Raw genomic sequence first — 19884 nt, 5'->3', positions numbered from 1 at the left:
TGCCTGCCGAACGCTTTTGGCCCGCTCGGGCGAAGGTGTCCCATGGTCGCCCTGCTCGCGATCGTCAAGAAGGCCGCATCGTTCGGGTACAAGAGATACGGCGTTCCCGGCGCGATCGCCACGACGCTGATCGCCCTCGGGGGCTATTACTATCTGAAGAAGGCGCTGAGTGGGTCGAAAACGAGCGAGAACTGACGGGGCGGCGAGGCGCGCGGATCGGGATCGATCGCCGACCTGGCTAGCGGTATCAGGCCACCTCCTCCGGGGTGACGGCGAGGTACTGTTCGAGGAGGTCGTCGCGCTCCCGGAGGTCCTCGATCGACCCCTCGAAGACGATCGACCCTGTATCGATGACGTACCCGCGGGTCGCCAGATCGAACGCGAAGTGTACGTTCTGTTCGGACAGCAACACGGTCACGTCCTGCGAGACGACGTCGTGAAGCATCGCCTGGAGGTCGTCGACGATGACCGGGGCGAGCCCCTCGGTCGGTTCGTCGAGCAACAACAGCGACGGCCGTTGGACGAGCGCGCGGGCGACCGAGAGCATCTGCTGTTCGCCGCCGCTCAGGTTCCGTGCCCGACTCGTCCGGAGGTCGTCGAGGACCGGGAACAGGTCGTACATCTCCTCGACCGGACGCGGGTCGGCCGCGAGTTTGTGCGCGAGGACGACGTTCTCGTGGACGGTCAGCGTCGGGAACACGCGGCGGTCCTCGGGAACCAGCCCGATCCCGCGAGCGTTGATCTCGTTCGGCGACAGGCCGACGAGGCCCTCGCCACGGTAGGTGATGGTGCCCCGCCGCGGGGGCGTCACGCCCATGATCGAGCGCATCGTCGTCGTCTTCCCGGCCCCGTTGCGTCCGAGCAGCGCCACGACCTCGCCCTCCGCGAGGTCGAGCGAGACGCCGTGGAGGACGTGGCTGTTCCCGTAGTACGTGTCGACGTCGGTCAGTTCGAGGACGGTCATACGGTCTCACTCCCGAGATAGGCCTCCGTCACGCGTTCGTCCGACAGTACCTCCCGGGGCTCTCCGTCGGCCAACACGGCCCCCTCCGCGAGGACGACGATCCGGTCGGAGACGCCGGTGACGACGTCCATGTCGTGTTCCGTGACGACGAACGTCGCGTCGATGTCGTCGTTCAGCCGTCTGATGAGCGAGACGACCTCCCGCGTCTCGGTCGGGTTCATCCCCGCGGTCGGCTCGTCGAGCAGGAAGACCGTCGGCTCGATCGCGAGCGCCAGCGCGATCTCGACGTTGCGTTTCTCGCCGTGGCTGAGTTCGTCACAGCGCGTCTCCGCCAACTCCGCGAGGTTGGTGAGTTCGAGCAACCCGTCGACGTCCTCGTTGAGCGCCTCGTCGGCCGCCGTCCGCGATCGGAGGTCGAACGTCCGCCCGTCGTGGGCGATTCGGGCCACCTGCACGTTCTCTCGGACGGTCAACCCGTCGAACACGTTCGTGATCTGGTACGATCGGGAGAGTCCGCTCCGCGCGACCTCGTGGGGCGGGGCGTCGGTGATGTCCCGGAGTTCGCCGTCCGTTCGGAGGCGGATCGACCCCGCCGTCGGCGCGAGGACGCCAGTCAGCAGGTTGTAGAACGTCGTCTTGCCCGCGCCGTTCGGGCCGATGATGCTGGTGACGTCGTCCTCCTCGATGGCGAGCGAGACGTCGTCGACGGCGACCAGGTCCCCGAACTGCTTGCGGAGCCGTTCGGTCTCGAGGACGGTCGTCATCGCGTCCCTCCCTCGGGGGCGTCCCCGCTCGAGGTGACGCGCTCTCGCGCCGCCCGGAGCCTCGCGGCGATCGACTCGCGGGCGAACGTTGCCACGGCGCCCGCGCCGCCGCGTTCGTACTCCGAACGCGCTTCGAGGAGCCAGGCGTGAACCAGGACCAGGCCGCCGGCGGCCCCCTGCTTGAAGTAGAGCACGACGACGATGAGCATGACGCCGAAGAAGAACTCCCAGTAGGCCTCGAGGGCGGGATAGCGGCTGATCCCCCACCGGACGTAGAGGTAGACGAACGCGCCGACGACGGGTCCGGCGAAGTAGGTCGCGCCACCGATGACGGTGGCGACGACGGGGATCGCGCTCGTCGTCCAGTGGGAGTGATAGGGCGAGGCGACGCTGGAGAGACCGGCCGTCAGCACGCCCGCGACGGCGACGAAGGCCGCCGAGATGACGAACGTCATCCAGCGGTGGCGGGTGACGTCGACGCCGAGGGCGGCCGCCCGGTCCGGGCTCTCGCGGATCGACTTGCAGATCGTCCCGAACGGCGAGTGGACGACCCGCCAGATCGCGTAGATCGAGGCGATCACGACCGTCGCCGTCAGGTAGTAGTACGTCCGGCGATCGCCGAGCATGACCTCGGCCCCGGCGACCTCGGCGATGCCGAGGAGGACGATGACGCCGTCGGTCCCGTTGGTCAACCCGCCGGGGTCCTGGATGATAACGGAGTAGCCGAGCATCCCGAACGCGAGCGTGATCAACGCGAAGTAGATCTCCTCGAGGCGGACGGACAGCCAGCCGACCGGGACCGCAAGCAGGACGACGACGAGCACGCCCACGACCCCGCCGACGGCGAACGTTACCAGTGGTGCGAGGCCGCTGCCGACGGCGTCGACGATGGACGGCCCGGCGTCCCGCAGGACGATCGCGAACCCGTACGACCCGCCCGCGTAGAACAGCGCGTGGCCGAACGAGAGCAACCCGGTGTAGCCGTACAGCAGGTTGAACGCGAGGGCGAACAGCGCGATTATCAGGAACTCGGTGAACAGATAGACCTGGAACGGCGGCCCGAACGACACCACCACCAGACCGAGCAGGCCCAGGAGGACGAACCGCTCCCTGGTCCAGCCGTTGCGGACGGCCTCCCGCCCGAACGCGCCGATCCGGGAGCCGGTGGATTCGTCCTGCGTGCTCATTCGCCGATCCCCCCGAACAGCCCCTCGGGGCGGAACACCAACACCAGTACCATCGCGAGAAACGGGATCGCGATGTGGCCGGCGGCGATGAACTGCGGGCCGATGCTCTGGAGGATCCCGACGAACATCGCCCCGACGAACGCGCCCGACAGCGACCCGAGGCCGCCGATGACGACGATGATGAACGCGTCGATGATGACCTGATCGCCGAGCGCCGGGCTGACCGACTGCAGCGGCGCGGCGAGCGCGCCGCCGAGGCCCGCGAGGAAGCTCCCGAGGAAGAACACCGCCGTGTACAGCCGGGGCACGTCGACGCCCAGCATCGACGCCATCTCCCGGTCCGAGGAGGTCCCCCGAACGAGCGATCCGAAGTAGGTCCTCGTGATGAACACCCACAGGCCGCCCATCACGACGAACGCGGCCCCGATCACGAACAGCCGGTAGGCGCCGAACGTGCTGCCGCCGATCGACACCGGGAACGCCAGCGAGGCCGGCGCGCCCATCGAGTACGGCTGGGAGCCCCAGACGAACCGGACGCCCTCGTGGATGACGAGGACGAACCCGAACGTGACGATCAGCTGATCGAGTTCGTCCTCGATGCGGCCGTACAGCGGCCTGATCGTCCCGACCTCGATGAGGACGCCGAGCAGCCCGACGGCCACCCCGCCGACGAGGACGGCGATCCAGAAGTTGCCGATCACCTGATTCGTCACGCCGAGCGTGACGTACGCGCCGACCATGTAGAACGCCCCGTGTGCGAAGTTGAGGACGCCGAGAACGCCGAAGATAAGGCTCAACCCGACGGCGATCAGGAACAGCCGGCTCCCGAGGCTGAGGCCGATGACGAGGTCCGAGACGCCGATGAACGGGAGCACGCTCGTCGCGCCCATCGCGGCAGCGTGGACGATCGTCACACCCCCGGGGGGAGGTCGGAACCGGCGGCCTCGAGCGTGCCGCGGAGGTCCTCGGGCGTGGCGTCGTAGACCTCGACCGGGCCGAGCACGTTGCTCTCCCACTCGTCGGCGTACCCGATCTGCCCCCAGATCGCCGGCACCGTCGCCTGGTTCGTCTCCTCGTTGAACCGGTACTGCCCGACCGCGCCCGTGTGTTCCATCCCGTCGAACGTCTCGACGAGCGAATCCGCCTCCGTGGAGCCGGCCTCCTCGATCGCCGCCTTGTACAGATAGAGGGCGCGATACGCCCCCTCGGCGTTGTACGTCGGCAGGGTGTCGTACTCCCCGACGTAGGTCTCCCGGAACGTGTTGTTCTCCTCGCTGTCCGGGACGAACGGGTCGTAGCGGGTGGAGGCGTACTGGCCCTCCGGGAGGGGCGAGCCGTCCGCGGGCAGGTCCGTCCCCATCCCGACGCTGAAGAGGGTGTAGTCGATCCGGTCGAACCAGCCCGCGCCCTCCGCCTGCCCGACGAACGTCGTCAGGTCCGCGCCCCACAGCGGTGTGACCACGGCGTCCGGCCCCGCGTCCATCACAGCGCTGATGTACGGCGAGTAGTCGTTGGTTTCGAGCGCCGGGAACTGGGCGGTGACGAACTCCGCGTCGACCCCGAGGCCCTCGGCGAACGCCTGGAAGTAGTCCCACGTTTCGTAGCCGAACGCGTAGTCCGGCCCGATCGTCGCCCACGTGGTGGCGTCGAGTTCCGAGGCGACCTGGGCGGCCCCGTACATGTCGTGGGCGACGGTGTTGCTGTTCCGGAAGACGTAGTCGTTCCCGACCGAGTTCTCGTGTTCGCCCTCCGGCGAGGTCAGAAACGGCGTCGCCGCGTGCGTGACCATCAGCGGTATCCGGTACTGCGCGATCTGGGGGGCGATCGCCTGTGCGACGCCGCTGCTGTCGAGCCCGAACAGCCCGTCGACGCGCTCCTCCTCGATCAGACTCGTCATCTGGCGGATCGCCGTGTCGGCGTCGGCCTCCGTATCGCGGGAGATCACCTCGACGTCCTGGCCGTCGATGCCGCCGTCGTTGTTGATCTCGTCGACCGCCAGTTCGAACCCGCGCTCGGCCTCGTCCCCGTAGAGCGAGGCGAACCCCGAGAAGATGTAGAGCGCCCCGAGCGTGATCGTCCCCTCGTCGTCCCCGCCCCCGAGACAGCCGGCGACCGCCGTTAGTCCCGCCCCGGTCGCCGCCGTCTTCAGGAACGTCCGACGATCGAAACCGGTGGCGCGGCCTCCTCCATCAGTTGTATCCTTTCGTACCGAATCCTCGATCATTGTTAAGCGAGTAGGGCATTGTGAACACATAACATAAATATTGCGTCCGTCTTTCGGGTCCGTAGACCGGACGGTACCTCGGAGTTCGACGGTGGAATACCCGCTGCTGTGCTCCCCTTCCCCCAACGATAGCTATAGGTCGTTCGTGAACGATTCCTGTACCGGGACCGACAATGGTAGACGATACCGCACTACAGGCCATGTTCGAGGACATGGTGACGGCCCGATACTACGAGGAGCGCCTCCAGGAGGAGTACCTGGAGGGAAAACAGCCCGCGTTCGACATCTCTGCGGGGCCGATCCCCGGGGAGTTACACCTCGCGGCCGGCCACGAAGCCGCCGCGGCCGGGGTCTGTCGGCACCTCCGCGAGGACGACGTGGTGACGGCGCCACATCGACCCCACCACGTCGCCATCGCGAAGGGCGTCGACTTGGAGCGGATGACCGCCGAGATATTCGGCCGGGAGACGGGGCTGAGCAAGGGAAAGGGCGGGCACATGCACCTGTTCGACCCCGACGTCGGGTTCGCCTGCAGCGGCATCATCGCCCAGGGCTGTCCACCGGCGGTCGGGGCGGGACTCGCCGCGAAGCGGCGAAACACCGACGGCGTGGCGGTCGCGTTTCTCGGCGAGGGCGCGATCAGTCAGGGCGCCTTTCTCGAATCGCTGAACCTCGCGGCGGTCCACGACCTGCCCGTCGTCTTCGTGATCGAGGACAACGACTGGGCGATCAGCATGCCCAAGGGGCGGGTGACCGACGTCGCCGACGGCTCGCGGCGCGCCGACGGGTTCGACCTGCCGGGCGTCCGCGTCGACCACGACGACGCCGTCGCGGTGTACGACGCCGCACGGGAGGCGATCGGGCGTGCCCGGGACGGCAACGGCCCGACGCTGCTGGAGGTGCAGGTCCACAGACGGATGGGCCACTTCATGGGCGATCCCCAGAGCTACCGGCCCGACGAGGACAGCGAGGCCGCACAGAATCGCGACTCGATCGAACGCCTCGCCGCCGACCTGCGGGACCGGGGCGTCGACGACGAGGCGCTCGACGAGATACGCGAGCGAGCACACGAGCGCGTCGACGCGGCGATCGAGTGGGCCAAGGACCAGCCCCAACCCGACCCCGAGGCGGCCCACGAGGACGTCTTCGTCAACCCGCCCTCGGGCGTGACGGAGAGTGAACCCGACTTCGACCTTGCAGGAGGTGACGACTGATGGCACAGCAGGAACAACGGGTCGAGCGCGAACTGACGATGAGCCGCGCGATGGTCGAGGCCATCGCCCACGAGATGCGCGAGGACGAGGAGGTCTTCTACATGGGCGAGGACGTCGCCGACTACGGCGGCATCTTCGACTCGACCGAGGGCCTGCTCTCAGAGTTCGGCCACGACCGGATCATGGACGTGCCGATCAGCGAGACGGCCTACCTCGGTGCGGCCGTCGGCGCCGCCCAGCAGGGGATGCGCCCGATCGCCGAACTGATGTTCGTCGACTTCTTCGGCGTCGCGATGGACCAGATCTACAACGGGATGGCCAAGAACACCTACATGAGCGGCGGGGCGGTGAACGTCCCGATGGTACTGACCGCAGCAGTGGGTGGAACGTACAACGACGCCGCCCAGCACTCCCAGACGCTCTACGGCACCTTCGCCCATATGGCGGGGATGAAGGTGGTCGTCCCCTCGACGGCCTACGACGCAAAGGGGCTGATGCACAACGCGATCCGCGACGACGACCCGGTGGTCTACCTGTTCCACAAGCGCCTGATGGGGATCGGGTGGATGCCCGCCCCCGACGGCCCGAAGACGCCGGTCCCCGAGGACGAGTACACCATTCCCTTCGGGAGCGCCGACATCAAGCGCGAGGGCGAGGACGTCACCGTCGTCACGCTGGGCCTGCACGTCCACCGGGCGCTCGAGGCCGCCGAATCGCTCGCGGGCGAGGGGACGAGCGTCGAAATAATCGACCTGCGTTCGCTCGTGCCCCTCGACACCGAAACGATTCGGGAGTCGGTCGCGAAGACGGGTCGGCTGGTCGTCGTCGACGAGGACTACCGCTCGTTCGGCGTGACCGGCGAGATTATCGCCCGCGTGGCCGAGGGGTCGCTCTCGGATCTGGAGGCCGTCGAGCGCGTCGCCGTCCCGGACGTGCCGATCCCGTACGCGCGCCCGATGGAGGACGAGGTCATCCCGGGCGTCGAGGACATCGAGACCGCCGTCCGAAACGCCGACTCAAAATGAGCGCGAGCGACGACCGCGTGGCCGTCGAGGCCGCCGCCGTCTGGCCCGACGACGTCGACGAGGAGGAGGGCGTCGTCGTCAACTGGTTCGCACGCGAGGGGCGGGTCGTCACCGAGGGCGAGGCCGTCTGCGAGATCCAGATCGAGAAGGTCGACGTCGACGTGCCGGCGCCGGTCGCGGGCGAACTCGTCGAGATCGTCCTCGAGGAGGACGCGGAGTGTACGCGCGGCGCGACGCTCGGGTGGATCGACCCCGAGTGAGCCCGTCGAGTCGGTAGTCTCTCCGCGAAAGCCGTTCCCGGTCGCCGGGCAGCAGAACCGTCTTGTATACTGGCTCGTATACAAAAACTATGAGCAAGAGCATCCGGATAACCGAGGAAACACACGCCGTGCTCGCCGCGCTCAAGGGCGACGACGAGACGTTCGACGACGTGCTCTCGCGCCTCATTGAGGACCGCCGCGATACCGTGCGAGAGGGTGCCGGGCTGTGGGAGGGCACCGACGCAGCGGAAGGGGCTCGCCGGGCGCGAAAGGAGATGAAACGGGGCGTCGGACCCCGATGACGCTCTACGACAGTAGCGTCCTCATCGACTATCTCGACGGCGTCGACGAGACGGTCAGGTACATAGAAACCCGCTACGACGAGCGCACGATCACGATCCCGCTAGTGATGTTCGAACTGTATCAGGGAGAGGTGTTCAAGTCCGGTCCGGCGGCGTTCGACGCCGTCGACGGCGCGCTCGACTGGCTCACCGTTATCGAGGAGACGCCCGACCTCGCGCGCTCGGCGGGCGACCTCTAGGACGCGCTCCATCGGCGCGGAGAGGCGCTCGCGGCCCGTGACGCGTTCATCGCCGGGACCGCGAAGGGACTCGACGAACGGCTCGCGGTCGCCGATTCGTATTTCGACGTCGAGGGGATCACCGACGAACTGGACGTCGAGTTCGTCTGAGCCGCGAGAGTCAGAAGACCTCCAGATACTCCTCGGTCACTCGGCTCTTCTTGAAAAAGATGGTCGAAAAAGATATCTCACTGATAGACGTGATGAGATAGCTGTAGGCCGATTTAACCGGGAGTGAATATCGGCGAGCGAGCGGTTTGGAAAAACCCGAGCGAAGCCGTTCCCCGCGAGCGAAGCGAGCGGTCGCGGTGAGTGACCAACGGGAGTGAACCGCGTTTTGGTCCAGCTTTTGCCAGCGAGTGAGCGAGGCGAACGAGCGCAGTAAAAGCTGGATGCGCGGGACCGGATTCGAACCGGCGGACCCCTACGGGACAGCGTCCTAAGCGCTGCGCCTTTGGCCTGGCTCGGCAACCCGCGCGCACCACTCACTTTTCGAGAGCGGAGTAAAAACCCGTCGCTGTCCGCGTGTCACGGAGTTTAAATCCGCTGACGATCAATCGGAGGTGTGTACCGCGCGAGCGACAGGGTACGGAACGAACGCTGGCTGGCCGACCTCGGACGGGCAGCGGACGACCTCGACATCGGGAGCGACGCGCGCTCGGTCGCGGAGGACCTCTTCCTCTCGACGATGCCCGACGCCGAGCGCTCGAAACCCGCCGCGATCGCCGCGAGCCTCTACGCCGGGGGGTTGATCGCGGGCGACCGTCGCTCGCAGGGGGCGGTCGCGGAGGCGGTGGGCGTGACCCGACTGACCGTCCAGAACCGGTGGAAACCGTTGCTCGAGGAGGCGGGATTGGACCCGCCGACGTGGTAGGCAGTTATCGTGGCCGCTCGCGCCCGCGTCCCTCGCGATCGGGCGTGAGGTTGCCGTGTTCGTCGATCTCGCCGTCGACGATCCGCGTACTCGAGATGATGTCGCCGTCCTCGGCGCGCAGGTGATCGACGACGACGAGTTCGAGGGGGTCGTGGCCCCGCTCGCGCCGGAGGTCGTTGATGCGCTTTCCGCCCTCGACCGTCTCGGGCGAGACGATCAACGCGTCGAACCGGGGCCGGGTGGCGATGCCCGTCGGCTCTTCGAGTTTCCTGACCTCGTACTCCCGACCGTGTTCCTCGGCGAACGCGGCGAGTTCGTCCTCCAGATCGGCCCTTCGCTCCTCGAAGGGGCGGACGTAGCGGTCCTCCCGACGGGTCTTCGGCGCGAGTTCGTCGCTCGTGAGGCCGACGGTGACGTCGCCGAGTTCGAACGCGCGCTCGAAAAGGGCGCGATGGCCGTCGTGTACGGGGTCGAACGTCCCCCCCAGCGCAACCTGCATACCGGGGCGATGTGAGCCGGTGGCTTAGTGCCTTCGGAAGGGCTACTCGTCGACCCCCTCGGGTTCGTCCGTGTCGTCACCGGCGTCGTCACCCTCGGGGTCGTCGTCCGTGTCGTCGACGGTGATGGTGATCGGCCTGCTCGTCTCGCTCGCGTCCTCGGCGAGGTACTGATCGAGGTTGAACACCGTGTTGAGTTCGTCCTGGACCTGATGGAGGATCCCCCCCACCAACTCGCTCGGCGCGATCGCGGTGTACTCGTAGGGGTTGTTGCCCGCGCCCTCGCTTTCTCGCTTTTCGCGGGAGACGTTGCCCTCCTCGTTGAGTTCGGCGAGCGCCTCGCGCACGGTGCTGGGGTACAGGCCGGTACCGCTCGCGATCTCCTCGCTGGTCGACCCGGGGTACTGACGCAGGTAGACGTAGATCCGCGCGCGCGTCTCGGTGTCGAGCACCCACGCCAGCAGGTCGACGATCCCCTTGTCGAACTCCTCGACCGCGCGGTCCGCGCCCTCCTCGATGCGCGTTCTCGCGTCGCGGTCCTCGGAGTCGACGGTCACCGGGATCTCCTCGCCGTCGTCTGGGTCGTCTTCGGACATGTCCTCTCTGAGGGGACGAAAGTCGGCCCCGGCCAAAAGTCTTGCCTACAGGACGAGCGACTCGTAGAGCGCCTCGGGGCCCGATTCCTCGCGAATCCGGCGCTGGCGCGCCGCCCCGCTCTCGGCGTCGTAGATCCGCCCGATACCCTCGACCCCGAGGCGGTCGCACTCCCGGGCGACGACCTCGCCGAGTGAGACGACACCCGATCGGTCCCGGTCGACGAAGGAGGCCCCGTGGCCGTGGCGCATCGCGCGCCACTTGTTCTCGTCGAGGAGTTCCCGGCGGTGGTCGTGGCCGTCCGCACCCGCCTCGTACCGTTGGGCCAGATCCATCACGAGCGCGTGGACGTACTCGACGAACGCCAGCACGTACTCGGGGTCGGCCTGCCCGTCGGGGGTGCGGACCTCGACGGTGCCGTGGCCCGAGTGGGGGCGCACGTCGTACCAGAGTTCGCCCCGGTCGTTGATCGATCCCTGCTCGACCATCAGGCGCTCGAAGGCGGCGAACTCCTCGAAGTCCGAAAAGGCCGTCGGCATCCCCGTGTTCGGAAGCCCCTCGAAGACCTTCGCGCGGGCCGAGGCCAGCCCCGTGTCGAACCCGTTCCAGTAGGGGGAATTGGCCGAGAGCGCGAGCATGATCGGGAGGAACCAGCGGATCTCGTTTGCGATCCAGGTCGCCTTGTCGGCGTCGTCGACCCCGACGTGGACGTGCAGGCCCGCCGTGGTGTTGCGGTGCTGGGGGTACTGGATCCGGTCGAGTTGGGCGCGATAGCGGGGCTTCTCGGCGTGCTCGAGTTCGCGCCACTTCGCCGCGGGGTGCAGACCGGCGGCGGCGATCCGATAGCCGTACTCGGCGGCGTAGGCGACGAGGGTCTCCCGGACCTCTCCGAGCACGTCACCGGCCTCGGAAAGCGACTCGATGACCGGGGTCTGGGTTTCGATGACGCACTTGAACAGTTCGTGATCGAGGCGCTCGGTAAGGATACCGGGAGGATCGTTCGCGTAGACGAGGTCGTCGGTCCCCGAGACGGGCCGGCCCGCCCCGTCGACGACGAAGAACTCCTCCTCGATCCCGAGGGTGCCCATCCGCTCGAAACGCTCCGCCGAACCCGTCTCCATCGGAACCGAGTTCGGCCCCGCTCAATAAATAGCCCCTGTTATACCTGCGGGCGGGCGACGACGGCGAGGTGGTCGTCGTGATAGGGTTCGAGTCGCTCGGTTTCGAGGACCTCGTACTCGGTTTCGAGTCGGTCCACGACCTCGGAGAAGACGGTCTCGGGTTCACGGGTCACGTCCTCGCTTCGGGCCTTGATCGCCGCGAGCAGTCGGCCGTCGTCGGCGAGAAACGCCCGATTGCGGAGCGCCACGTCGGCCTGCCCGCGGGTCGCGACGTCCTGGATCACGGCGTCGACGTCGCTCTCGACGACGTGGGCGTAGGTCGCGGGCTTGCGGGCGTCCTTCAGGAGCGGAAAGAGGTTTCCTCGATCCTCGGCAACGGGGAGTAGATCCCGCACGGGGCGGGGCGCGAACTCGACGGCGTAGGTCGGCCCGGCGAAGTCGGCGACGTGGCCCACGGTCGTGCCGCTCGCCGCCCCGAGATAGAGGACCGTGGGTTCGTCGGGAAGGCCGAGATCCATCCCCTTTTCGAGCATCGCGCCGAGTTTCGAGCGCCGGGGATCCCACGCGCGCCACTCCCCCTGAACTGGCTCGCCGTAGACCGGCTCCCCGCGGGTCGCGAGGCGATCGCGGCCGTCGATGGCGTGGCGCTTGATTCCCTGGGGAAGGCTCATGACTCCTCCCGCGCCCGGATGGTCGCGATGCGTTCGTCGAGTTCCGCGTCGAGTTCTGGTCGGCGCTCGCCCGCGTAGTGGTCGACACGCGCGGCGATGGTGAGCTTTCCGGCGAGCGCACGGGCGGCCGAACCCCGGTCCTCGGGGCGCGTCCCGTGAACGTACTCGTGGGTGTAGATGATCCCGTGTTTCGGCGAGGGGGCGTGTCCGCGGAGGTGCGCGAACAGCGCGTCCTCCGCGCCCAGCACCTGGAGGGTGCCGCTCGGTTTCTTCGCCAGCTCTCCGAGTCCGCCCGCCAGTGCCATCAGGCGCGCCGCGAGCACGGGCCCCGCGAGCGCCGAGAGGTTGGGCGCGACCGTCGGGGTGGTCCGCTCGATGAATTCCCTAAGCGAGTCCGCCTCGTCGGCCAGCGCCGCCGTTCGAGCGGCGAGCGCGATGGCCCGCTCCTCGACCGGCGTCTCGCCCTCGCGGTCGGCCAACCGGCGGGCGTACTCGACTCCCGATCCCGACTCCGAGAAGAGGCTACCGCCCCACTCCCCCACCCTCTCGGCGAGTTCGTTGGCCACCCGTTCGGCATCGTCCATCGCGCGAACCGCGTGGACGAGCTGGGCGTCGTCGGCGCGTTCGCGCTCGCGTACCTCCTCGCGGGCGGCCCCGAGCGTCGCCTCGTGGAGTCGCTCGTAGTACTCCTCGTCGTCGGAAGCGAACCCGCTCCCGACGGCCAGCGCCGGCCAGTCCTCGGGGGCGTCGGCGCTCCCTTCGCGGATCGCACGAGCCGCTTCCCCGCGATCGTCGGGACCGATGTCGGCGAACCATCCCTCGCTCATGGGGCCGCGTACTCCTCGAATCGGGTAAACCCCTCCGACTTATGGGTCGGTGGCGCGACCGTTCGCCATGGAACTCGTCGCCGCGAACGGAAGCGACCGCGGGTACGCCGTCTCGCTGCTCGAAGCGAGCGACCTCCCGACGGACCTCGACGGGACGGCCCTCTACGTCGCCCGGATCGACGGCGAGCGCGTCGGCTGTGGCGGCCTCGAGGTTCACGGCACCGACGCCCTGTTGCGATCGATCGCCGTCGATCCCGCGGTCCGCGGCGAGGGCTTCGGGAGCGAGATCACCGACCGGCTGTGTGCGATCGCCGCCGATCGGGGCGTCTCGGGGCTCTACCTGCTGACGACCACGGCGGCGGAGTTCTTCGAGAAACGGGGCTTCGAGCGGATCGACCGGGAGCGGGTTCCCGATCCCATCGCGCGGACGAGTCAGTTCACGACGACGTGTCCGGCGAGTGCGGTTTCCATGCGCCGCGTCCTCTGAGTTACTCCATCCGTTCGAAGGGCTGCCCGCAGCCGTGACAGAAGTGCATCGACCGACAGAGCGACGGTCCTTTCGGATGTTCGCGCTCGGTCTCGGTCGACCCGCAGTAGGGACACTCCACCGGGTTCGATTCGTCCGCCTCGCCGGTCGTAACGCTCGGGTCGGGTCGCCTCATATGCTGAGGCCGAACTCCCGAAGGTCCTCCTTTCCGGCCTCGCTCACCATCTCGAGGGTCCACTCGGGGCTCCAGACGAGGCGCACCTCGGCCGAGTCGATTCCGTCCGGGCTGGCGGCGGCCTCGCGGATATCTCCTTTGAGCATCGAGCGGGCCGGACAGCCGGTGTAGGTGAGCGTCATCGTCACGACCGCGTTCGTCTTTCCGTCGAGCCCCTCGATGCCCACTCCGTAAATCAGCCCGAGATCCACGACGCTGATCGGCATCTCCGGGTCCTCGACCTCGTAGAGCGCGTCCCACACCTGTCGTTCGATTCCGGACGACCCTTCGCCCGTCTTCGGAAATTCTTCGATACTCTCGCCCGGCGTGTAGTCGGTATACGCACACGCGGTCGGGCGCTCGCTGCTCACGCGCCCCCACCCCGGAGTCGGGTCGGCTCGTCGAAGCCGAGTTCGTGGTACGTCGCGGTAAACGAGGCGTGGAGATCGAACCACTCGGCGGTGTGCGAACCGTCCCGTCCACGGATCTCGGGCCGCGCCACGTCCTCGGGTTCGGGCACGGAGAGACCGAGCGATTCGAGATACGGGATCGTAACCGCGAACCACTCCTCTCGGAGAGCGGCAAGTGACTCGGTGCGCAAGCCCTCCGAAATGACCTTGTCCTCGTTCTCGCCGGGGTCGAACAGCGAGAGCGCGTGCGGGAACAGCCGGTCGAGCGCGGCCTGCACGCGCTCGCGGCTCTCGCCCTCCGCGAGGCGTTCGAGCCAGCTCTGGGCGTGCTCGCGGTGGTAGTCCTCCTCCGAGAGGACCTTCTTCACCCGGGAGGCGATCGCCGGCTCGCTCGAATCGACCAGCGCCTCCAGCCGCAGGCGTTCTGCGGTGTCGTAGAGGTAGCTCCGGACGACGGGATCGGCCCAGTCGCCCTCCTCGAAGGCGAGTTCACACAGCGTGCTGTGGCGGAAGTCCTCGGGAGCGCGCTCCCAGAGGAGGTCTTTCTCCTCGTAGCCCCGTTCTTCGAGGACGTCGTACCACAGGCGGGCGTGGCCGAACTCGTCCTGTGCGATGTTCGCCAGCGCGAGATCCGACTCGATGGTGGGCGCGTAGATCTGCCACTCGGTGTAGCGCTCTGCGATCACGTACTCGTCGTCCGCGAGCCGAAACAGTAGCTCTTCCGTGGGCGTCATGGCTCCTCCCTCGCTTTCGCGGCCTCGCGCTGTTCCTCCTCGCTCCGTTCGACCTCGGCGGCGAAACTCGCGTCCACTCTATTATAGGTCATCGCCCAGCGGTACGCCTTGTCCGTGCTCCCGCCGAAGGTCGCTTCATCACTGTCGACCTCGCTCACTTCATCCTGCGGGACGACCCACAGGCTGTTGGTCTGCATCCGCCGGCCGTGTTGAATCTGGGCGAACAGCTTCGCCATCTCCCGGTCGGGGGCGTGGACGTTCCCGCAGTGGGTGTGGTACTTCCCCGGTTTCGCCTGTCTGAACACTTCCCAGATCATATCAATCGGCCACCTGTGGCGCTTCCTGACTCGTTTCCCACGCGTCCATCGACTCGCGCACCCACGCCACCGCCTCGTGACGCCGTCGGCGCGATCCGATCTGTTCTGCGCTCCCCTCGTAGTCGTTGTTCGCGATCGTCCAGAACTCCTCCCAGTCCAGGTCGTCGTACTCCAGTTCGTATCTCCCGGAGCGCTCGTCGTACTCGATCCGGGGTGTATCCGGAAGCTCCAGTCCGTACTTCTCGGCCTTCGGGATGTAGGCGTTCAGGAAGGCCTGCCGGAGGTCGTCGTTGCTCGTCGTCTTCAACCCCACCTCCTGGGCGAAGTCGTTGTGTTTGCTGTCCTTGTTCGGCGGCCCGAAGAACTGGACGATCCGGGGCCACCACTCGTCGAACGTCTCCTGTACCCGCTCCCGGTTCGCCCGCGAACTGCCCATCAGCTCTCTCAGAATGTCCTCGCCGTGTTTGACGTGAAAGCCCTCCTCGAAGCAGACCTTGTCCATCGCGTGGGCGTAGGGCTCCCAGCTCGTCGCCTTCAGCGTCGCCTGCCGGCGCATCGCCCCGCCGTCGACGAAGAAGTCGATCATCGGCGCCTCGTACCACGAATCGACCGGGTAGTGAAAGCAGTTCAGGAACTTCCCCTCGCCGCGTTCGAGTTCAGCGAGCATCTCCTCGCGCGTCTTCACGCCCAGTGTCTCGGCGGCCCGGTACAGCAGTTGGGCGTGGCCGATCTCGTCCTGTACCTTCGCCGTACATGCCAGTTTCCGGTCGAGGCTCGGCGCCTGACGGGTGAACTGCTTGTCGAGGTATCCGCCCATCACCTCGCTGTTGGCGTGGAACTGGATCATGCGCGTCGCTGCTCTCCTGTACTCCTCGGACAGGTCGTCCTTCGGGCTGAACGCCCGCGGACCCGCGCGCTCTTTGAGCTCCTCGATGTCCATAGTTCTTCATGGTCGTTCGAACGCATACCGATTCACCCGCATATAGGCGGGGTTTAAATACCACGGCGGGCTACGGGAGGCGATGATCGAGGAGTGTCTCGTCGTCGAGTTCCGGGTGACGGGCGACGACTGCCCGCTCGCACGGGCCACGCGGGAGGCGAACGCGACCGTCGAGTGTCGCCCGCCACAGGCCCGACGCGACGGCAACGCGCTGTTGCGGTTCAGCGTTCGGGGCGGGGCGGACGCGCTCGTCGAGCGTCTCGACGAGGACGAGGACATCCGGTACCTGCACGTCTCGACCGTAAACGGGGCTGCTAACGTCCGGTGTCTCTCGAAACACCCCTGCGTGGTCCACCGGCTCGTCGACGTGGGGTTCATGGCCGAATCGTTGCAGTACCGCGGGGGGGTCGAGACGTATCTGGGGGCGGTCGTCGGCCACGACGTCCTCAGGGGGGTTCTCGCGGCCGCGGGCGAGGCGGTCGGCGTCACCCTGGAACGGGTCTACCCGCTGGGGACGGGCAACGATACCCCCGTCGCGCAACGGTGGGACCTCACCCCGACTCAGGAGGCCGCCCTCGAGACGGCCCTCGACATGGGCTACTTCGAAATCCCTCGAAAAGCGACCGCGAGCGAGGTCGCAGCGGAACTCGGGATCGGCACGTCCGCCCTCTCGGAGCGGCTCCGTCGCGGGCAGGGCGCGCTGTTCGCCCAGCTCTTCCGGTGAGCGGGAGGATTTAAGTAATATAACCGATATTTTCCGGCAATGAACGCGCGAGGCGAGCCATGAGCGAGGAACGGGTGACGGTCGGCACCGCGGACGACGGCGAGAGCGTCGAAATGCCGGTCGTTCAGCTTCTGACCGGACGCGGATTCGTCACCGGCAAGTCGGGATCGGGGAAGTCGAACACCGCGAGCGTCGTCGTCGAGGAACTGCTGGAGGCGGGCTATCCCGTTCTGATCGTCGACACCGACGGCGAATACTACGGACTGAAAGAGGAGTACGAACTGCTGCACGCCGGCGCCGACGAGGAGTGTGACATCCAGGTTGGTCCCGAACACGCAGAGAAGGTCGCCGAACTCGCCCTGGAGCAGAACGTCCCCACGATCCTCGACGTCTCGGGCTACCTCGACGAGACCGCGGCCGACGACCTCCTGCGCGAGACCGCCCGTCACCTCTTCGCCAAGGAGAAGAAGCTCAAAAAACCGTTTCTGCTCGTCGTCGAGGAGGTCCACGAGTACATCCCCGAGGGGGGCGGGATGGACGAGACGGGGCGAATGCTGATCAAGATCGGAAAACGCGGACGGAAACACGGCCTCGGCATCGTCGGAATCAGCCAGCGCCCCGCCGACGTGAAAAAGGACTTCATCACCCAAGCGAACTGGCTGGTCTGGCACCGCCTGACGTGGGACAACGACACCAAAGTGGTCGGACGGATCGTGGGAAGCGAGTACGGCGAGCGCGTCTCGGATCTCGACGCCGGCGAGGCGTTCCTCCAGACCGACTGGACCGACGGCGACGTTCGGCAGGTGCAGTTCAAGCGAAAACGGACGTTCGACGCGGGGGCCACGCCGGGGCTCGACGACTTCGAGCGTCCCGAACTCAAGTCCGTCAGCGACGGACTCGTCGGCGACCTCCAGTCGATCACTGAGGACCAACAGCGCGAGCGGGAACGGGTCGCGGAACTCGAACGCGAACTCGCCCAGCGGGACCGCCGGATCGAGCAGTTGGAACGCGAACTCGACTCCGCCCGCGACGTGAGCGAGGCGGCCCGACAGATGGCCGACGCCCTGTCGGGCGAGACGCCGATCGGATCGGCGCAGGCGACGCTCCCCGACGTGGGGATGGACGAGGAACTCGAACGACTGCGCTCGGAGAACTCCGCGCTCGAGGCCGAGGTCGAGGAGCTTCGCGAGCGCCTCGATGGTACTCGGAATGATGGGGAAGGCGACCGGCCGCGGGACGAGGGAGTCGGCGGCATCGAGGGGGGCGAGACGACGGACGACGACGCCGAGGCCGTGGGGGTCGCCGCCGAGATCGAGGCCGCAAGCCGGCGGTCGCTCTGTAACGAGGCCCAGACGTGGGCCGTCATCGAGTCGCTCGCCGAACGCGGGAGTGCGACCGCCAGCGAGGTCGGTACCGAAGTAGCTGCACCGTTCCAGCACGTCTGGACCCTCCTTCTGGAGCTTCGGGGCTGTTCCTGTGTCGAGTGGCGCTCGGACGGAACGTACACGCTCTCGCCCGTCGCGCGCGAACTCGTCCTCGAGAGCGCCGATCCGCTCTCGGTCTGAGGCGAGGACTTACCTCGGTGGGCTGAATCGGACCCGGTATGCAGATCGCCGACAACGACGACGGCGTTCGACGGATCACGTTCGACCGCCCCGACGTCCTGAACGCCTTCACGACCGAGACTGCCGCCGAACTCGCCGACGTGCTCGCCGAAAGCGATCCGACCGAGCAGGACGCGATCGTTCTCACCGGCGAGGGACGGGCGTTCAGCGCCGGAGGCGACATCGAGTCGATGGCCGCCCGCGAGGAGACCCCCGAGGAGGCCTACGAGCGCATCGACGAGACGTTCGGCCGCCTCGCCGAGGAGGCGCTCTCGTGTCGGGTGCCGATCGTCGCCCGGATCAACGGCGACGCGGTCGGCGCGGGGATGGCGATCGTCGCGCTCACCGATTTCGCCTACGCAGTCGAGTCCGCGGGCTTCAGCGCCGCGTTCGTCCGCGTGGGACTGATCCCCGACACCGGCGGGACCTTCCTCCTACCGCGACTCGTCGGCCTGCGGGCGGCGAAGGACCTCGCCTTTACGGGTCGCTTCTTCGACGCCGCGGAGGCGACGGACCTCGGGCTGATCAACGGGGTCGTCGCCGAGGACGAACTCGACGAGCGGATCGACGACCTGCTCGACACCCTGCGAAAGCGTCCAACGAGGACGATCGGGCTGGCCAAACGGACGATCCACGCGAACCTCGGACGGGGATGGGAGGGGGCGCTCGACTACGAGAACGTCGTCCAGTCGCAGGCCTACGGCACGCAGGAGCACGGCGAGGGCGTCGACGCGTTCCTCGAGGACCGCGATCCGGACTTTCAGTCGTAGAGGAACTCGCGAATCGCGCCGTCGAACTCGCGCCGTCGGTCGAGGACCGCCTCGTGGCCCGCCTCCTCGATCTCGACGAACTCGACCTCGGGGATCCCGCGAACGGTCTCGCGGTAGCGCTCGGGCGTGAAAAACGGGTCCTCGGTCCCGCCGATCACGAGCGTCGGGACCTCGATGTCGCCGAGGCGATCGGTCGCGTCGTGGGCGAGGCAGGCGTCGGCCGAAACGAGGAAGTCCCGCCGGTCGACCCGTGACTGGGACGCGAGCAGGCCGTAGAGCCGTGCCGCACCCCTGACCGGTGGCCCCCGGAGGCCGCCTGCCACCGCGCCCGCGGCCTCCTCGTAGATCGGTCGGAACTCCCCCCGCTCGGCGTGTTCGCGCCATCGCTCGACGATTTCGCGTCCATGCTCGCTCAGGCGGGCGGCGGCCAGCCCGAGGATCGCGTTTTCGACGAGTTCGGGGTAGTCGGCCGCGAGGTGCTCGACGAGGAAGCCGCCCATCGAGAGCCCCAGCACGTCCGCGGGGCCGATTTCGTCGAGCACCTTCGCGTACCCCGCCGCCAGATCGCGCGTCGAGGCGTTCTCGGGGAGTCCGGAGGGACGGCTCACCATCGCCACCGTGTGGCGACCCGTGTATCGGTCGCAGTAGGTCGCGACGAGCAGGCTGAACCAGAGTCGGTCGGTGACCCGACAGAGCGGGTCGTTGAGGCCCGGAACGATCAACAGGGTCCGCGGCCCGTCGCCGACGGCGACGTAGGGGTGGTCGGCCCACCGCCCACGACGGAGGGGGGTTCCGATCACCGCTCGCCACCCCGGACCTGTCGATTCGACGGACGGGCCATACCGGATCGTCGTCGGGAGGGACCAAAAACCGTCGCCCGGC

The 19884-nt window shown here is 67.6% G+C and carries 27 protein-coding genes and 1 tRNA gene; 11 read left to right on the top strand and 17 right to left on the bottom strand.

The features are described from left to right. Nucleotides 1-42: 42 nt before the first annotated feature. Nucleotides 43-195 carry a hypothetical protein gene (locus QRT08_RS03350; protein WP_286044437.1) on the top strand — a complete coding sequence of 51 codons (153 nt, stop codon included), beginning with the start codon at nt 43-45 and terminating at the stop codon, nt 193-195. 52 nt (nt 196-247) lie between these two features. Here the strand turns inward: QRT08_RS03350 and QRT08_RS03345 are convergent, their stop codons facing one another. From QRT08_RS03345 to QRT08_RS03325, 5 genes are read right to left on the bottom strand one after another with little or no spacing between them, the layout of a single operon-like run. Next, nucleotides 248-964, bottom strand: a complete 717-nt coding sequence (locus QRT08_RS03345; RefSeq protein WP_286044435.1) for an ABC transporter ATP-binding protein — start codon at nt 962-964, stop codon at nt 248-250. Beyond that, the gene (locus QRT08_RS03340; protein ID WP_286044433.1) at nt 961-1728 is read right to left on the bottom strand and encodes an ABC transporter ATP-binding protein; all 768 of its coding nucleotides are present in this window, start codon (nt 1726-1728) and stop codon (nt 961-963) included. The genes QRT08_RS03345 and QRT08_RS03340 overlap by 4 nt, the downstream gene beginning before the upstream one ends. Beyond that, nucleotides 1725-2915, bottom strand: a complete 1191-nt coding sequence (locus QRT08_RS03335) for a branched-chain amino acid ABC transporter permease (protein WP_286044432.1) — start codon at nt 2913-2915, stop codon at nt 1725-1727. Before QRT08_RS03335 ends, QRT08_RS03340 begins: the two co-directional genes overlap by 4 nt. Beyond that, nucleotides 2912-3805, bottom strand: a complete 894-nt coding sequence (locus QRT08_RS03330; protein ID WP_303650219.1) for a branched-chain amino acid ABC transporter permease — start codon at nt 3803-3805, stop codon at nt 2912-2914. Before QRT08_RS03330 ends, QRT08_RS03335 begins: the two co-directional genes overlap by 4 nt. A 20-nt stretch (nt 3806-3825) precedes the next feature. Beyond that, nucleotides 3826-5139 carry an ABC transporter substrate-binding protein gene (locus QRT08_RS03325; protein WP_286044429.1) on the bottom strand — a complete coding sequence of 438 codons (1314 nt, stop codon included), beginning with the start codon at nt 5137-5139 and terminating at the stop codon, nt 3826-3828. 200 nt (nt 5140-5339) lie between these two features. Here QRT08_RS03325 and QRT08_RS03320 point away from each other — a divergent pair, with 200 nt between their 5' ends. From QRT08_RS03320 to QRT08_RS03300, 5 genes are all read left to right on the top strand, one after another. After that, nucleotides 5340-6353 carry a thiamine pyrophosphate-dependent dehydrogenase E1 component subunit alpha gene (locus QRT08_RS03320; protein WP_369684817.1) on the top strand — a complete coding sequence of 338 codons (1014 nt, stop codon included), beginning with the start codon at nt 5340-5342 and terminating at the stop codon, nt 6351-6353. Beyond that, nucleotides 6353-7378 (top strand): alpha-ketoacid dehydrogenase subunit beta, encoded by a 1026-nt coding sequence (locus tag QRT08_RS03315; RefSeq protein WP_286044426.1) that lies wholly within the window; start codon nt 6353-6355, stop codon nt 7376-7378. The genes QRT08_RS03320 and QRT08_RS03315 overlap by 1 nt, the downstream gene beginning before the upstream one ends. After that, nucleotides 7375-7638: a lipoyl domain-containing protein gene (locus tag QRT08_RS03310; RefSeq protein ID WP_286044424.1), complete on the top strand. Its 264-nt coding sequence runs from the start codon at nt 7375-7377 to the stop codon at nt 7636-7638. Before QRT08_RS03315 ends, QRT08_RS03310 begins: the two co-directional genes overlap by 4 nt. Nucleotides 7639-7727: 89 nt before the next feature. Next, the gene (locus QRT08_RS03305; protein ID WP_286044422.1) at nt 7728-7940 is read left to right on the top strand and encodes an antitoxin VapB family protein; all 213 of its coding nucleotides are present in this window, start codon (nt 7728-7730) and stop codon (nt 7938-7940) included. Further along, the gene (locus QRT08_RS03300; protein ID WP_286044420.1) at nt 7937-8179 is read left to right on the top strand and encodes a PIN domain-containing protein; all 243 of its coding nucleotides are present in this window, start codon (nt 7937-7939) and stop codon (nt 8177-8179) included. The genes QRT08_RS03305 and QRT08_RS03300 overlap by 4 nt, the downstream gene beginning before the upstream one ends. Before the next feature lie 432 nt (nt 8180-8611). Here the strand turns inward: QRT08_RS03300 and QRT08_RS03295 are convergent. After that, a tRNA-Leu gene (locus QRT08_RS03295) sits at nt 8612-8696 on the bottom strand. Between the two features lie 87 nt (nt 8697-8783). Between QRT08_RS03295 and QRT08_RS03290 the strand changes: the two genes are divergently transcribed. Then, nucleotides 8784-9092: a cyclin family protein gene (locus tag QRT08_RS03290; RefSeq protein WP_286044418.1), complete on the top strand. Its 309-nt coding sequence runs from the start codon at nt 8784-8786 to the stop codon at nt 9090-9092. 4 nt (nt 9093-9096) lie between these two features. On the opposite strand, the gene QRT08_RS03285 is transcribed toward QRT08_RS03290, so the two are convergent. The 5 genes from QRT08_RS03285 to QRT08_RS03265 are packed head-to-tail and all read right to left on the bottom strand — an operon-like array spanning nt 9097 to nt 12802. Beyond that, complete coding sequence (locus QRT08_RS03285) at nt 9097-9591, bottom strand: phosphopantetheine adenylyltransferase (protein ID WP_286044416.1); 495 nt, start codon at nt 9589-9591, stop codon at nt 9097-9099. 42 nt (nt 9592-9633) lie between these two features. Further along, the gene (locus QRT08_RS03280) at nt 9634-10185 is read right to left on the bottom strand and encodes a winged helix-turn-helix domain-containing protein (protein WP_286044414.1); all 552 of its coding nucleotides are present in this window, start codon (nt 10183-10185) and stop codon (nt 9634-9636) included. A 45-nt stretch (nt 10186-10230) separates the two neighbouring features. Next, nucleotides 10231-11304 carry a glutamate--cysteine ligase gene (locus QRT08_RS03275; RefSeq protein ID WP_286044413.1) on the bottom strand — a complete coding sequence of 358 codons (1074 nt, stop codon included), beginning with the start codon at nt 11302-11304 and terminating at the stop codon, nt 10231-10233. A gap of 38 nt (nt 11305-11342) precedes the next feature. Continuing rightward, nucleotides 11343-11975, bottom strand: a complete 633-nt coding sequence (locus tag QRT08_RS03270; protein WP_286044412.1) for a fibrillarin-like rRNA/tRNA 2'-O-methyltransferase — start codon at nt 11973-11975, stop codon at nt 11343-11345. Further along, nucleotides 11972-12802, bottom strand: a complete 831-nt coding sequence (locus QRT08_RS03265) for an NOP5/NOP56 family protein (RefSeq protein ID WP_286044410.1) — start codon at nt 12800-12802, stop codon at nt 11972-11974. The genes QRT08_RS03270 and QRT08_RS03265 overlap by 4 nt, the downstream gene beginning before the upstream one ends. A gap of 67 nt (nt 12803-12869) precedes the next feature. Here QRT08_RS03265 and arsN2 point away from each other — a divergent pair, with 67 nt between their 5' ends. Then, nucleotides 12870-13289, top strand: a complete 420-nt coding sequence (arsN2, locus tag QRT08_RS03260) for an arsenic resistance N-acetyltransferase ArsN2 (RefSeq protein WP_286044408.1) — start codon at nt 12870-12872, stop codon at nt 13287-13289. Nucleotide 13290: 1 nt separating this feature from the next. Here arsN2 and paaE read toward each other — a convergent pair whose 3' ends face one another. Genes paaE through QRT08_RS03235 form a run of 5 tightly spaced genes read right to left on the bottom strand, consistent with a single transcriptional unit; the run spans nt 13291 to nt 15904 of the window. Beyond that, complete coding sequence (gene paaE / locus QRT08_RS03255; protein WP_286044407.1) at nt 13291-13464, bottom strand: 1,2-phenylacetyl-CoA epoxidase subunit PaaE; 174 nt, start codon at nt 13462-13464, stop codon at nt 13291-13293. Continuing rightward, nucleotides 13461-13874: a 1,2-phenylacetyl-CoA epoxidase subunit PaaD gene (gene paaD, locus QRT08_RS03250; protein ID WP_286044405.1), complete on the bottom strand. Its 414-nt coding sequence runs from the start codon at nt 13872-13874 to the stop codon at nt 13461-13463. Before paaD ends, paaE begins: the two co-directional genes overlap by 4 nt. Continuing rightward, nucleotides 13871-14647 carry a 1,2-phenylacetyl-CoA epoxidase subunit PaaC gene (paaC, locus tag QRT08_RS03245; RefSeq protein ID WP_286044404.1) on the bottom strand — a complete coding sequence of 259 codons (777 nt, stop codon included), beginning with the start codon at nt 14645-14647 and terminating at the stop codon, nt 13871-13873. Before paaC ends, paaD begins: the two co-directional genes overlap by 4 nt. Next, nucleotides 14644-14964 (bottom strand): 1,2-phenylacetyl-CoA epoxidase subunit PaaB, encoded by a 321-nt coding sequence (gene paaB / locus QRT08_RS03240; protein ID WP_286044403.1) that lies wholly within the window; start codon nt 14962-14964, stop codon nt 14644-14646. Before paaB ends, paaC begins: the two co-directional genes overlap by 4 nt. A 1-nt stretch (nt 14965) precedes the next feature. Further along, a complete protein-coding gene (locus QRT08_RS03235) occupies nt 14966-15904 on the bottom strand; it encodes a Phenylacetic acid catabolic protein (RefSeq protein ID WP_286044402.1) in 939 nt (312 codons plus the stop codon). Nucleotides 15905-15986: 82 nt separating this feature from the next. Here QRT08_RS03235 and QRT08_RS03230 point away from each other — a divergent pair, with 82 nt between their 5' ends. Genes QRT08_RS03230 through QRT08_RS03220 form a run of 3 tightly spaced genes read left to right on the top strand, consistent with a single transcriptional unit; the run spans nt 15987 to nt 19002 of the window. Then, nucleotides 15987-16628: a helix-turn-helix domain-containing protein gene (locus QRT08_RS03230; RefSeq protein WP_286044400.1), complete on the top strand. Its 642-nt coding sequence runs from the start codon at nt 15987-15989 to the stop codon at nt 16626-16628. Nucleotides 16629-16687: 59 nt separating this feature from the next. Further along, nucleotides 16688-18193, top strand: coding sequence for a helicase HerA domain-containing protein (locus QRT08_RS03225; RefSeq protein ID WP_286044399.1), 1506 nt, complete (start codon nt 16688-16690; stop codon nt 18191-18193). Nucleotides 18194-18231: 38 nt separating this feature from the next. Continuing rightward, nucleotides 18232-19002 (top strand): enoyl-CoA hydratase/isomerase family protein, encoded by a 771-nt coding sequence (locus tag QRT08_RS03220; RefSeq protein ID WP_286044397.1) that lies wholly within the window; start codon nt 18232-18234, stop codon nt 19000-19002. On the opposite strand, the gene QRT08_RS03215 is transcribed toward QRT08_RS03220, so the two are convergent. Next, a complete protein-coding gene (locus tag QRT08_RS03215; protein ID WP_286044396.1) occupies nt 18993-19802 on the bottom strand; it encodes an alpha/beta fold hydrolase in 810 nt (269 codons plus the stop codon). The genes QRT08_RS03220 and QRT08_RS03215 overlap by 10 nt on opposite strands. Between the last annotated feature and the right edge of the window lie 82 nt (nt 19803-19884).

Source organism: Halalkalicoccus sp. NIPERK01, from assembly GCF_030287405.1.
GTDB lineage: Archaea > Halobacteriota > Halobacteria > Halobacteriales > Halalkalicoccaceae > Halalkalicoccus.
The sequence above is the reverse complement of the archived record's forward strand: the minus strand, read 5'-3'. Positions and strand labels throughout refer to the sequence as shown.

Excerpts from the sequence above, each read along its gene's own strand:
- QRT08_RS03350 (WP_286044437.1), top strand. The coding sequence starts at position 43 with ATGGTCGCCCTGCTCGCGATCGTCAAGAAGGCCGCATCGTTCGGGTAC.
- QRT08_RS03345 (WP_286044435.1), bottom strand. The coding sequence starts at position 964 with ATGACCGTCCTCGAACTGACCGACGTCGACACGTACTACGGGAACAGC.
- QRT08_RS03340 (WP_286044433.1), bottom strand. The coding sequence starts at position 1,728 with ATGACGACCGTCCTCGAGACCGAACGGCTCCGCAAGCAGTTCGGGGAC.
- QRT08_RS03335 (WP_286044432.1), bottom strand. The coding sequence starts at position 2,915 with ATGAGCACGCAGGACGAATCCACCGGCTCCCGGATCGGCGCGTTCGGG.
- QRT08_RS03330 (WP_303650219.1), bottom strand. The coding sequence starts at position 3,805 with ATGGGCGCGACGAGCGTGCTCCCGTTCATCGGCGTCTCGGACCTCGTC.
- QRT08_RS03325 (WP_286044429.1), bottom strand. The coding sequence starts at position 5,139 with ATGATCGAGGATTCGGTACGAAAGGATACAACTGATGGAGGAGGCCGC.
- QRT08_RS03320 (WP_369684817.1), top strand. The coding sequence starts at position 5,340 with ATGTTCGAGGACATGGTGACGGCCCGATACTACGAGGAGCGCCTCCAG.
- QRT08_RS03315 (WP_286044426.1), top strand. The coding sequence starts at position 6,353 with ATGGCACAGCAGGAACAACGGGTCGAGCGCGAACTGACGATGAGCCGC.
- QRT08_RS03310 (WP_286044424.1), top strand. The coding sequence starts at position 7,375 with ATGAGCGCGAGCGACGACCGCGTGGCCGTCGAGGCCGCCGCCGTCTGG.
- QRT08_RS03305 (WP_286044422.1), top strand. The coding sequence starts at position 7,728 with ATGAGCAAGAGCATCCGGATAACCGAGGAAACACACGCCGTGCTCGCC.
- QRT08_RS03300 (WP_286044420.1), top strand. The coding sequence starts at position 7,937 with ATGACGCTCTACGACAGTAGCGTCCTCATCGACTATCTCGACGGCGTC.
- QRT08_RS03285 (WP_286044416.1), bottom strand. The coding sequence starts at position 9,591 with ATGCAGGTTGCGCTGGGGGGGACGTTCGACCCCGTACACGACGGCCAT.
- QRT08_RS03280 (WP_286044414.1), bottom strand. The coding sequence starts at position 10,185 with ATGTCCGAAGACGACCCAGACGACGGCGAGGAGATCCCGGTGACCGTC.
- QRT08_RS03275 (WP_286044413.1), bottom strand. The coding sequence starts at position 11,304 with ATGGAGACGGGTTCGGCGGAGCGTTTCGAGCGGATGGGCACCCTCGGG.
- QRT08_RS03270 (WP_286044412.1), bottom strand. The coding sequence starts at position 11,975 with ATGAGCCTTCCCCAGGGAATCAAGCGCCACGCCATCGACGGCCGCGAT.
- QRT08_RS03265 (WP_286044410.1), bottom strand. The coding sequence starts at position 12,802 with ATGAGCGAGGGATGGTTCGCCGACATCGGTCCCGACGATCGCGGGGAA.
- arsN2 (WP_286044408.1), top strand. The coding sequence starts at position 12,870 with ATGGAACTCGTCGCCGCGAACGGAAGCGACCGCGGGTACGCCGTCTCG.
- paaE (WP_286044407.1), bottom strand. The coding sequence starts at position 13,464 with ATGAGGCGACCCGACCCGAGCGTTACGACCGGCGAGGCGGACGAATCG.
- paaC (WP_286044404.1), bottom strand. The coding sequence starts at position 14,647 with ATGACGCCCACGGAAGAGCTACTGTTTCGGCTCGCGGACGACGAGTAC.
- paaB (WP_286044403.1), bottom strand. The coding sequence starts at position 14,964 with ATGATCTGGGAAGTGTTCAGACAGGCGAAACCGGGGAAGTACCACACC.
- QRT08_RS03235 (WP_286044402.1), bottom strand. The coding sequence starts at position 15,904 with ATGGACATCGAGGAGCTCAAAGAGCGCGCGGGTCCGCGGGCGTTCAGC.
- QRT08_RS03230 (WP_286044400.1), top strand. The coding sequence starts at position 15,987 with ATGATCGAGGAGTGTCTCGTCGTCGAGTTCCGGGTGACGGGCGACGAC.
- QRT08_RS03225 (WP_286044399.1), top strand. The coding sequence starts at position 16,688 with ATGAGCGAGGAACGGGTGACGGTCGGCACCGCGGACGACGGCGAGAGC.
- QRT08_RS03220 (WP_286044397.1), top strand. The coding sequence starts at position 18,232 with ATGCAGATCGCCGACAACGACGACGGCGTTCGACGGATCACGTTCGAC.